We start from the raw sequence: 12,150 nt of genomic DNA on the forward strand, positions 1-12,150 counted from the left end.
GCACTAGGCTGCTAAGCTTCAAGATATGGGTTACTCTTTCTCTCATACCCCATTGTTGAAGATTCACCATGTCCTGGTAATACAATTGCATCATCTATAACTGGTTTTAGCTTTTCACAAACAGAATGAATAATCTGTCCCATGTTACTTGTTGGTAAATCGGTACGTCCCACTGTTCCTCGGAATAACGTATCACCTGTCACTAGAACTTTCTCATCTTTGAAATAATAGCACATACCACCTTTTGTATGGCCAGGGGTTGCAATCGCCTCAATGTTAAATCCTGCCAACATGAATGTTTCACCATCTTGTAAATAGTTGCTCGCATCAACAGAGAACGATTCACCAGTAAAATCAAGAGAAAGATTAAAACTATCGTTTAATAATACCTCTTGCTCTTCTTCATTAGCATATACCGGTATTGCATATGCACTTACAATGTCTTTAACAGCTAATATGTGATCGAAATGGCCATGTGTTAACAAGATTGCAACTGGTTTTAAATTATCCTTAACAATTCTTGCTTCAATAAGCTCTGTATTACTGCCTGGGTCAACTATAATACATTCTTTTGTACCTTGATTTGTTAACATGTAGCAATTTGTCCTAACAGGGCCAACAACACATGTTGAAATCTCCATTTTACCTGCTTTCATATCTTAATACCTGCTTTCTATCTGTGGGTCCAAACAAAGGTTAAGTCCGTACCTTACTGCAAAAGGTTAACCTGTTGTTCTTTCTATATCAAGTACACTTTCAATATTACGTATCTTACCTACAATAATCTTTAGTTGTTCAACACCATGTATCTCGAACGCTACATTAATAGTAGCTGTTCCTTGCTTACTTGTACGAACTGTCATTGAGGTAACATCAATTTTGCTTTCTGTAAAGATTTTGGATACATCTAAAAGTATACCATTTCTATTGTTTGCATAGATCTTAATCTCAGCAGTATATAAATCATTCATGCCTTTATCTACTAACATGGACCATTCTGCATCGATTAGTCTTACTCTGTCTTCTTCTGGTAAATTCATAACGTTAATACAATCTGTTCTATGAATTGATACACCGCGCCCCCTTGTAACAAAACCAATAATTTCATCACCAGGAACAGGAGAACAACACTTTGAAAAACGTACTGCAACATCGTGTATTCCTTCAACAACAATACCATTCTTTGATTTTACAACCGATGCAGGTTTATTATCTCTAACTTCTGCTATTGTCTCAAGCACTTTCTCGTCAGTAATATCTTTCTTTTGTTTCTTTTTGTACTCTTCTAACAATTTATTAACGATTTGACCTTCTTTTAATCCTCCATGACCAACTGCTGCATATACGCTATCCCAATCACGGAAACCGTATTTTCTCATCGCTTTTGCCATGAATTCCGTCTTAAGAAGATCGCTTAATACGATATTCTTGTTTTTGCAATACGTAGTAATCATATCCTTACCACGATTAATATTATCTTCTTTTAATTCGGCCTTGAACCACTGGTTAATCTTGTTCTTTGCTTGTGTACTCTTAACAATACTTAACCAGTCACGACTTGGTCCACGTGAATTTTGAGATGTAATAATCTCAATACGATCACCGTTTTGTATCTTATATTCAATCGGTACAAGCTTACCGTTCACTCTAGCTCCTACCATCTTATTACCTACCGCACTATGAATACTATAAGCAAAATCAATTGGAGTAGAACCATTTGGTAAGTTCTTAACATCACCAGTAGGGGTGAAGCAATATACACTCTCAGAGAATAAATCAAGATCACTCTTTAACAAACTAAGAAATTCCTTATTATCTGACATCTCTCTTTGCCATTCAAGGATTTGACGAAGCCATGTTAATTTTGCCTCTTCCCTATCTCTTGTGTTCTTACCTTCTTGATTTTCTTTATATTTCCAGTGGGCTGCAATACCATATTCAGCAGTACGGTGCATTTCATAGGTACGAATCTGTACCTCAAAAGGTTTACCTTCTGGTCCAATTAGAGTAGTATGCAAAGACTGATACATATTAGCCTTCGGCATTGCAATATAATCCTTAAATCTCCCCGGTATTGGTTTATACATCTCATGTATGACACCAAGTGCTGCATAGCAATCCTTCACAGATTCTACAACAATACGAACAGCAAACAAATCAAAGATTTGATCTAATGTCTTATTCTGATTCACCATCTTCTTATAGATGCTGAAGAAATGTTTTACACGTCCATCAATCTTTGCTTCTATATTAGATGAAATAATATGATTCTTAACTTCTGTTACAATGGATTGTATGAACGACTCTCTCTCACTCTTTTTAGAAGCAATCTTTAGAATCAATCCTTGATATACTTCTGGTTCTAAGTATTTCAAAGACAAATCATCTAACTCTACTTTGATCTTGGATATACCAAGTCTTTGAGCGATTGGAGCATAGATATCCATTGTCTCTCGAGCTTTTTCTCTTTGTTTCTCCGGCTTCATATATTGAAGTGTGCGCATATTATGCAGGCGGTCAGCTAACTTAATCAAGATAACACGAATATCCTTCGCCATAGCAAGGAACATCTTTCGTAAGTTTTCTGCTTGAATCTCAATTTTATCTTTTGAATAATTCAACTGTGTTAACTTTGTTACTCCATCTACTAATAAAGCTACTTCTTCACTAAATAGTTCGGTTATTTGTTCTGTAGTTAATACGGTATCTTCCACAACGTCATGAAGAATCCCCGCAACGATTGTTTCTTTATCAAGTTCCAACTCTGCTAATATGATTGCTACACACAATGGATGTATAATGTATGGTTCCCCAGATTTTCTCTTTTGGTCTTTATGTGCGTTATAGGCCAAGTCATAAGCCTTTTCAATCATGGAAATGTCCGCAGATGGGTGATATCCTTGTATTGTATTAATTAACTTATTATACAATATTTCAGGTTCCGTAAAATCCGCTGGAGCTGTAATATCAGAGAAATCATCTCCTACAATATTCATATCCTCTTGTTGTTGTTTACTATCCATGAAATCACCACCTATTCCTGCGTCAAATCTATTTATAGTTTCGTAAGTACTAGTATCGGAACTACTTTTAACATGCTTAATTTTCTTCCGATAAGTTATACCATTTGCTACCCTAATCTAATCCTTTATGTTTAATAATTAATTATAAAGAAAAGAGTACAAAAAATCAATAAAATAATAGAATAATGTCACTTATTACTAAAAAAGTGAGCCTTAGCTCACTTCTTTAATAGGCATATCCATCTTATTAGCCTTATTTACCTTCGTATTTAATGATAGATACTACATCGTATCCTTCTAATTTCTTTCTTCCTTCTAATCCTTCTAATTCCATTAAGAATGCAATACGAACAACTTCTCCACCTAATTGTTCTACTAACTTAACGATTGCTTCGATTGTTCCACCTGTAGCGATTAAATCATCGATGATAACAACTTTTTCTCCTGGTTTAATGGCATCTTTGTGAAGTTCAACGATAGCTGTTCCGTATTCAAGATCATATTCCATCTCTACTGTTTCACGAGGCAATTTACCTTTTTTTCTAGCTGGAACGAATGCTTTATTCATGTTGTATGCAACAGGAACACCAAAAATGAATCCTCTTGATTCTGGTCCAAGTACAATATCAAAATCTATATCTTTCAATTCTTCCATTATAGAATCTATTGCTAATTTAAGCCCATCACGATCTTGTAATACACTTGTTACATCTCTAAAGATTATTCCCTCTTCTGGGAAATCTTTAATACTTACTACGTAATCTTCTAATTTTTTCATTAATGGTCCTCCATATACTATGTCTCTAACTATATTACCAACACAAACCCTTTTGCGTCACAATACACGTTCTTTTTCAACAATATATTATTATAACACCGCCAATTCTTGTTGGCAACCCTAAAACATTTTTCAAACCTTATCTATGTTATTGAATTCCTTGAATAATGATTTGTGGTGTTTTCACACCATTGTATTCATTAATATTCGGATAATACAAAGCGGATATTTTGATTTGATTAGGAATACCCTTATATAATTTATCTACTTCATTATTGCCATATTTATCAATGAGATATTCATTGAATTGATCAATTTGATTAAAATACAAGGCATCCATTCTCTTTCCATATTGATTCTCTACTTTTAGTTTCAAGGTATTACGATTCTTCCCTAAGATATCCGCCTTAATAATCGTAAGATTCTTCTCGGCGAACACGGGCTTTTCATTACCTTTTCCAAACGGCTCAAGTAATTCCAGTTCTTCAACAAGTTCTTCTTTCACATAGCCAAGTGGCATTACTACGTCAATGGAAATCTTATTAATAAAGTCTTCCTCCGTAAGTTCAGTTCTCTGGTTCAATGCTAATCGAAGCGGTTCCACATTCTCTTCTTTTAATGATAATCCCGCAGCCATAGGGTGACCGCCAAACTTATCTAAGTATTCTTTGCATTTTGTAAGTTCTTCAAACATATTATACTGTTCAATGGAGCGAGCTGATCCTTTCACCCCTTCGTGGGCTTTGGTTAATACAATGGCTGGCTTATGATATCTCTCGCGGATTCTTCCTGCAATAATCCCTGCTAAACTTTCATGACAATCCGGTAGATATACAACCACTACTTTATGATTAATCAAATCTGTTGTCTCAATAATCTCAATCGCTTCCTCCACGCCTCTAGCTGTCATATCCTTACGCTTGTCGTTCAGTTCTTTTAACTGAGCAGCTACTTTTCTAGCCTTCTCGTCATCTTGTTCTAATAATAAAGACAAACCAATTTTCGCAGTTTCAAGACGACCAGAAGCATTCAGACAAGGCCCAATAATAAATCCAAGATGGTATGCTGATAATTTAAATGTATTAATCTGATGAAGCTCCATCAAAGCAGATAATCCTTTATTATCCGTATTCTTTAATAGTTGCAGACCATATTTAACAATAACGCGGTTCTCATCAACCAAATCCATAACATCACATACCGTCGCTATAGAAGCATACGCCAATAGCTTCTTCGATTCTTTCTTATCCACATGAAATCTCTCATATAAGACTTCTATCAACTTAAATGCTACAACAGCTCCACATATTGATGGAAAAGGATAGTTACAGTCATGCTGTTTCGGATTCACAATTGCATCAGCAGGTGGTAAAACCTCAGTTCTTACCCCCTCGTTCTCAACAAAAGGAATGTCATGATGATCTGTAACAATAACTGTCATACCAATTTCTTTCGCATAGCCAATCTGTTCTATAGCTGCAATACCATTATCACAAGTAATAATCGTATCTATCCCTGCTTCCTTAGCAGCTTTAATAATATTTATGTTAATACCATATCCGTCTTTCATTCGTTCTGGTATCTCATAATCCACGTTAGCACCGACACGACTTAAGGCTGTATACAACAAGAAAGTTGACACCACACCATCCACATCGTAATCCCCAACAATTCGAATACGCGTATTCCCGCGAATCTTTTCTTCCAAAATGTCACATGCATAATCCACATCTTTTAATTGATGTGGATTATGCATGGTGTCTGTACTAGAATGTAGATAAGCATTGATATCCTCACTGTTAGAGAGTCCTCGATTTACTAGCAGTCTTGCTAACACTTCACTAATGTGATGCTCGTTAGCAATCTTCATAAAGTCTTCTTTTTTATTTTTTAAAAACCATTTTTCTTTCAACTTAATTCCCCATTTTTAATAACCGTTTTATTTGTAATTTATGTTTTATATCTTATCGTATTTATCACATTATATTTATCTTTTTGTTATTGCCATATATCTATATCTTGTTTTGCTTGTTCCAGCCAGCAAAACTCTCAATACCCTTAATTGCTTCTTAGATGACGCACTATGACTAAAAAACGATAGCGTAGTCAGCGCTAGTACTTCTTAGTGTGTACTCTACACCCTAGGAAGGCGAGGCATGGACGCCGAGCCAACATTCGCTGAGGCAGGATGCCGAATCGAATGTTGTTCCGAACCTTTTATTAAACTACGCGTACTCACTTAGAAGTACTCAGATGCGTAGCGTGTTATGTGTCATAGTTTGCTATCAAAGAAGTGACTAGCAAAACTCTCAATACCATTAATTGCTTCTTAGATGTCGTACTATGACTAAAAAACAATAGCGTAGTCATCTCTAGTACTTCTTAGTGTGTACTCTATACCCTAGGAAGGCGAGGCATGGACGCCGAGCCAACATTCGCTGAGGCAGGACGCCGAATCGAATGTGGTTCCGAACCTTTTATTAAACTACACGTACTCACTTAGAAGTACTCAGATGCGTAGCGTGTTTTGTGTCATAGTTTGCTATCAAAGAAGTAACCAGCAAAACTCTCAATATCCTTAATTGCTTCTTAGATGTTGTACTATGACTAAAAAACAATAGCGTAGTCATCTCTAGTACTTCTTAGTGTGTACTCTATACCCTAGGAAGGCGAGGCATGGACGCCGAGCCAACATTCGCTGAGGCAGGACGCCGAATCGAATGTGGTTCCGAACCTTTTATTAAACTACGCGTACACACTTAGAAGTACTCAGATGCGTAGCGTGTTTTGTGTCATAGTACGCCATCTAAGAAGCTTTCATAACATTAATTGAGTTTTGCCCCTTAATCACCATAATTGTAGATGAAATCCTGTAGTGCATTCACATTAGTCTCCATCTCGGGAACTAAAACGGCCTTATTATTGATTCTTCGTTGTTCATAAGAATTATCAACTGGAATACGCATCTGGTCTATCTCAGTTGTTCCAAGCATGAGTACCGACTGCATATAGGACATAATCTGATCATTCGATAAATCTGTGGATATACAAGGCATTAGTTCTTCTGCCAACTCAATTAATTCCGATAAGGATAAGGATTTGGCCTCTGTAAAGATTGCTTGCAATACTTTTCGTTGTCTTTCTGTTCTGCCGAAATCCCCTTGGGCATCTTGACGTATTCTTGTATATGCAAGCGCCTGCGTTCCATTCATAACATTCGTACCTGGCTGTAAATCTAGTACAGAACCCTTCTTATAAGCGGTTGTTAAATACTGATATTCCTCATCTGTTAAGGTAATCTTAACACCACCTATTGTATTAATTACTTTCTTGAATGCTGAAAAATCAACTACAGCATATCCATCTAATCGTATACCAAAATTACTTGCAATCGTTTCATACATTAAGCTTACTCCACCAAAAGAATACGCAGCATTAAATCTGTTTTCTCCGTATCCTGGTATTGTTAGGTACATATCTCTCATTAATGAGGTTAACTTCAACTTTTTATGTTTTAAATCTAACGTAGCGATCATTGCCGAATCGGAGCGACCTGTTTGTGTCCAAGTCGCTCGTTTATCACTACCAACTAAAAGAATATTGATTATTCTATTATCCTCTACTAAGTCTACATCTTCTAAATCAACTGACGATAACGATACACCGTCTTCTCTATTCAATCCATCTAACACACCGTAGACTCTTATCTTAGCCTCCGCTAGTAAAAATCCTGTTGCTGCAGACAATAGCAACAAGAATATGAAAGTAAATTTATAAAGAAACCTCTTTCTTTGTTTTCTCGTCATGTAATCTTCCCCCTGTTAAAGCACGAGTAATAAACCTAAATTCCTTGGCACACCTGACTTCTTATACCCATATCGGTACATTGCATATCGACGGTAAAACCAGTTTCTTTTATTCAGATTTGCAAATCGTCCAATCAACGATTTTTGTTCTTTTGTTAATAACATATTATAGATCTCTAGAAATTCCTCCGCCTGTTTCATATTCGAATAAATCACTTCTCTTTGCGACTGAAGACTTGCCAACCTTTTCTTAATATAAGATCCATATTCCTGATTCCCTATTACATTATCCTCATGTTGACGATATAGAATCGTAGAATCCTCAAGATAGCCAACCTTACCAAAAGCTGCTGCTACAAGTGCGACCCACCAATCATGCACTCTAGCATTCTTTGGAATTGCAATAATCTTATTCTTTAATGCTTTGTTCATCATCATAGTACAACCAATTAATTTATTCTCCATTAATAAATGCGCTAAATCTACTCGTTTCGTATTCAAGTGATTGGAACGATGGAATGAAAAATGGATTAGATTAAGTGTTGAATCAACTACTATTGCGTCTGTAAATACTACTAAAGGGGTGTCCTTACCGTACTTATTCTCCATCTCGTTCATCTTCTCTAACGTTCGTTCAACTTTATCCTTATTCCAGTAATCATCTTGATCACTGAACATAGTGTATTCTGCATCACTAGCTTGTAATCCCTCTAAGAAATTTCTCGTACAGCCTTTATTCTGTTCATTCTTCTTATACGTAAGTTTCTCACCGTATTTTTCTGTCATCAATCTTAAGATATCTGTCATAGCAGCTGTCGTTTGTGCTTCCTTTGTATCATCATATATTGTCAGATGAATATTCTCGTACGTATTCTTCATGATTGATTCAATCTGCTGCTTTATATACTTTTCTCCGTTGTACGCTGCCATTATTATCTCAACCATTGGTGTACCGACCTTTCTAACTTCCTATTTTTTATCCCAATAGGATTTATTCATACTAAACTTTCTTCTTGTTTTCTTTGATAATTTCTCATATCTAAGACCCACTTTATAGCCAAGGAACTTAAATCCACTTTGCAATATCAAATCCGGAATTAAGTAGAATTTACCCTTCTGTATTAGATGTTTCGCAGTCTTCTTAACAAGAGCAATGCCTTCTGATTCTGACTTAATATTCTCGAAGATTTCTCTATATTGTCTTTGCGAAACTCCTAAATCAAAGTTACGAGTAAACTGTTGACGATACGTATATTTATGAGAATGTATCACTCTTGCATCAGCCGCGTATGCTATCTGGTAACCGCTTTGTATTACCTTAGACGCAAAAATCATATCCTCATTGAAGATCGTTTGCGTAACAAATCCGCCTAACCTCATATAAATCTCTCGTATATAAGCTGAACATACATTAGAACAAAAATACGTCTTAATCCCTAACGTTTCAATATCGTTCTTGCTCTTATATATACTATTAGCTGGATAATTAAATTCTCTTGTATATCGTTCAATCTCTCCAGCCCTTTCATTAGGAAGTTGTCTTGCATAAGCAACTACTACGTTTTCTTCCCTTAATGGTTTAATAAGGTTCTCAACCAATCTATAATCTTCTGGCATGGCATCTTGTGTCATGAACATAATAACATCTGACGTTGATAAACTTGCTGCAAAATTTCTTGTTCCGCCATGATCAAACTCTTGCCTCGTAATGTGTCTAACTTCTATCTGTTTACTGCCCTTGCACACTTTTTGAAATTTATCTTTATCAAAATACTTTTCTTCTGTATTTATTATGAATATTTTGTTCAGATATTCTTCAGCTGCCTCGTCCACCTTATCAATTGTTTTCACTGTTTGTTTCAATAACCTCCCTAACAGCTTATAGAATTGATCATCTGGACGGTAAGTTGGTATTATTATATCAACCGACAATTTTGACTTGTCCATTTATATTTCCTTTCTATGACTATATATTCTAGCCCTTTATCGAAGCTACTCATAATTCTTATGATACTAGCTTAAGAATTACGTTCGTACTTAATTCTCTTCCAATGAATTATCTTATCACACAACTAAATTACTGACAATATGAATTATTTCGGCTAATCTTTAAAAGCTTTCCAATCCAATTAAATAAGACAAATAACTTATATACAATTTTGCATCATATTATCTATAATTTATTATAAAATACCACAAAAAGGAAATTAATTCAAGCAATGCCTACATATTGTAGAATTATACAAAGCAAATTATACTTTGAATCTCTAATAATAAGATAGTCCATTTACTATTAAAAACCTATTTGCTATAATCATTATAGCTACTACGGATACGGTACTTCCTAGTAACTAATAAATACATACAAGTTCGTTAATCCTAGATGGTAATTTCATAGCATTGCAATACTTGGTCAATACTATAAACGAAATAACAAACATCTGGTTTTATAGCACTTGAGAAAGAAGGTAAATATGAATACAGAATGGTCATTAGACGTCCTATATAAAGGTTACGATGATCCTGCTTATCAACAGGACCTAGTAAACCTCGATACTCTTATCAACAAACTTCACACATTCGCTGAAAATGTAGGGAAAAATTCCGATAAAGATACGGTACTTGAATACATTGCATTAACGGAAGAATTCTCACTTTTAGTTACAAAACTATACTCTTATACAGAACTTAGAGAGAGTACTGATACAACAAACAGTGAAACTACTTCTTATCTGAATCGTATTCAGTCAAAGATTAGTGCAACTTCAAAAGACTCTGCTAAAATTGACAAATATGTCGCTAACCTATCTAATCTAGATGACATTGTTGCTTCTGATGAATCATTAAAAGAGTATACATTCTTTTTTAATGAATTGAAAGATCGCGCATCTCATACCTTAAGTGATGATGTGGAAGAAGTAATTGCAAAACTTAATCTATCTGCTGGATCGGCTTGGAGTTCCTTGCAACAATACTTAACATCTACTGTTGAAGTTGATTATAATGGTGAAAAAACTACTCTTTCAGGAATTCGTAACCTTGCTTATAGCAAAGATAAAGAAGTACGTAAAGCAGCTTATGAAGCTGAAATTGCTTGTTATGATAAGATTAAAGATGCAGTAAGCTTCTCATTAAATAACATCAAATCACAGGTAAATACAATTGCAGAACTTCGTGGATATGAATCTCCTCTTGCAATGACATTAAAGCAAGCTTCTATGTCTAGGGAAACACTTGATGCCATGTTAACAGCAATGAGAGAATACATGCCTAAATTCCATGAATATCTAAAGAGAAAAGCTACTATTCTCGGATATAAGAACGGCCTTCCTTGGTATGAATTATTCGCACCACTAGGTGAAAATCATGTAGAATATACAACAGAATCAGCAAAAGAATATCTTTTAAAACATTTTAGAAACTTTGCTGATGATCTTGCTGATATGGTAGAAGATGCCTTCGATAATAGTTGGATCGACTTCTTCCCTCGTAAAGGTAAAGTTGGTGGTGCTTTCTGTGCTAACCTTCCATTCATCAAACAAAGTCGTGTCTTAACAAACTTTGATGGAGCGTTTGGGGATGTAGTAACATTAGCTCACGAACTTGGTCATGCATACCATGGCTTACAGATTCAAGGACATCGTCCACTTAACTTAGACTACTCAATGCCAGTTGCAGAAACTGCATCCACATTTAATGAAAATGTCATTATGGATGCCGCTATCCACGAAGCTAACGGTACTGATAAATTAGTTCTTATCGAAAATCAATTACAAGATACTACTCAAATCATCTGCGATATCTACTCACGTTTCTTATTCGAAAGCGCTGTATTCGAAAGACGTAAAAACGAGTTCTTATTCAGCGATGATTTGGAAAAGATCATGTTAGACGCACAAAAACAAGCTTTTGGTGACTCTTTAGAAGAAGATACCTTACACCCTTACATGTGGATTAACAAGGGACATTATTATTCCGAATCTCTTAGCTTCTACAACTTCCCATATGCATTCGGTGGGCTATTTGCTCGTGGTTTATATACTATGTACCAACAAGAAGGCAAAGATTTCGTTCCTAAGTACCGTGCCTTATTAAAAGCTACTACTGTAAGCAGTGTTGAAGATGTTGCTAAAATGGCAGGTATTGATACAACAAAACCTGATTTCTGGAGACAAAGCTTACAAAGCTATGCAAATGAAATTGATGAATTCCTTGCACTTACTAAGTAATTAAAGATGGCTGTTGCTGTGAGGTTATAGAAGGGGTGGTCACACCACCAAGCAACTCACACACCAGCAACAAAAACAACCTTTATTCGCTGTTTGTCAAGTTTGCGGACACTTCGTATCCGCACCTGACCCACAGCTCGATAAAGGTTGTTTTTTTGATGTTGCATTACGTTGCTTGGTGGTGCGCCAACCCCGTATGGAACATGTATGGCAACAGCCTGGTTATTCATAGGGATAGTAAGGTAAGGAATTATTTATGGATTGGGTAAGGGGATGAGTTTGTAACTTCGCTACTTGATAGGTAGGAATATTAT

Annotated in this window: 8 protein-coding genes; 1 reads left to right on the forward strand and 7 read right to left on the reverse strand. The window is 35.6% G+C overall.

Going from position 1 to position 12,150, the window contains the following annotated elements:
• Window positions 1–11: 11 nt before the first annotated feature.
• The 7 genes from BUB90_RS16175 to BUB90_RS16205 form a co-directional block, all read right to left on the reverse strand.
• The gene (locus tag BUB90_RS16175; protein ID WP_073289485.1) at window positions 12–656 is read right to left on the reverse strand and encodes an MBL fold metallo-hydrolase; all 645 of its coding nucleotides are present in this window, start codon (window positions 654–656) and stop codon (window positions 12–14) included.
• 66 nt (window positions 657–722) lie between these two features.
• Window positions 723–3,023 carry a RelA/SpoT family protein gene (locus BUB90_RS16180; protein ID WP_073289486.1) on the reverse strand — a complete coding sequence of 767 codons (2,301 nt, stop codon included), beginning with the start codon at window positions 3,021–3,023 and terminating at the stop codon, window positions 723–725.
• A gap of 253 nt (window positions 3,024–3,276) precedes the next feature.
• Window positions 3,277–3,801 carry an adenine phosphoribosyltransferase gene (locus BUB90_RS16185; protein WP_073289487.1) on the reverse strand — a complete coding sequence of 175 codons (525 nt, stop codon included), beginning with the start codon at window positions 3,799–3,801 and terminating at the stop codon, window positions 3,277–3,279.
• A 148-nt stretch (window positions 3,802–3,949) separates the two neighbouring features.
• Window positions 3,950–5,671 carry a single-stranded-DNA-specific exonuclease RecJ gene (recJ, locus tag BUB90_RS16190; protein WP_334292901.1) on the reverse strand — a complete coding sequence of 574 codons (1,722 nt, stop codon included), beginning with the start codon at window positions 5,669–5,671 and terminating at the stop codon, window positions 3,950–3,952.
• Between the two features lie 973 nt (window positions 5,672–6,644).
• Window positions 6,645–7,607, reverse strand: coding sequence for an LCP family protein (locus BUB90_RS16195; protein WP_073289489.1), 963 nt, complete (start codon window positions 7,605–7,607; stop codon window positions 6,645–6,647).
• Window positions 7,608–7,622: 15 nt separating this feature from the next.
• Window positions 7,623–8,552 (reverse strand): glycosyltransferase family 2 protein, encoded by a 930-nt coding sequence (locus BUB90_RS16200; RefSeq protein WP_073289490.1) that lies wholly within the window; start codon window positions 8,550–8,552, stop codon window positions 7,623–7,625.
• Window positions 8,553–8,576: 24 nt separating this feature from the next.
• Entirely contained in the window at window positions 8,577–9,554 is a 978-nt protein-coding gene (locus tag BUB90_RS16205) for a glycosyltransferase (RefSeq protein ID WP_073289491.1), read from the reverse strand.
• Between the two features lie 527 nt (window positions 9,555–10,081).
• On the opposite strand from BUB90_RS16205, the gene BUB90_RS16210 reads away from it, so the two are divergent.
• Window positions 10,082–11,836: a M3 family oligoendopeptidase gene (locus tag BUB90_RS16210; RefSeq protein ID WP_073289492.1), complete on the forward strand. Its 1,755-nt coding sequence runs from the start codon at window positions 10,082–10,084 to the stop codon at window positions 11,834–11,836.
• Window positions 11,837–12,150 lie beyond the last annotated feature (314 nt).

Origin of the sequence: Anaerosporobacter mobilis DSM 15930 (assembly GCF_900142955.1) — a bacterium.
Classification (GTDB): domain Bacteria; phylum Bacillota; class Clostridia; order Lachnospirales; family Lachnospiraceae; genus Anaerosporobacter; species Anaerosporobacter mobilis.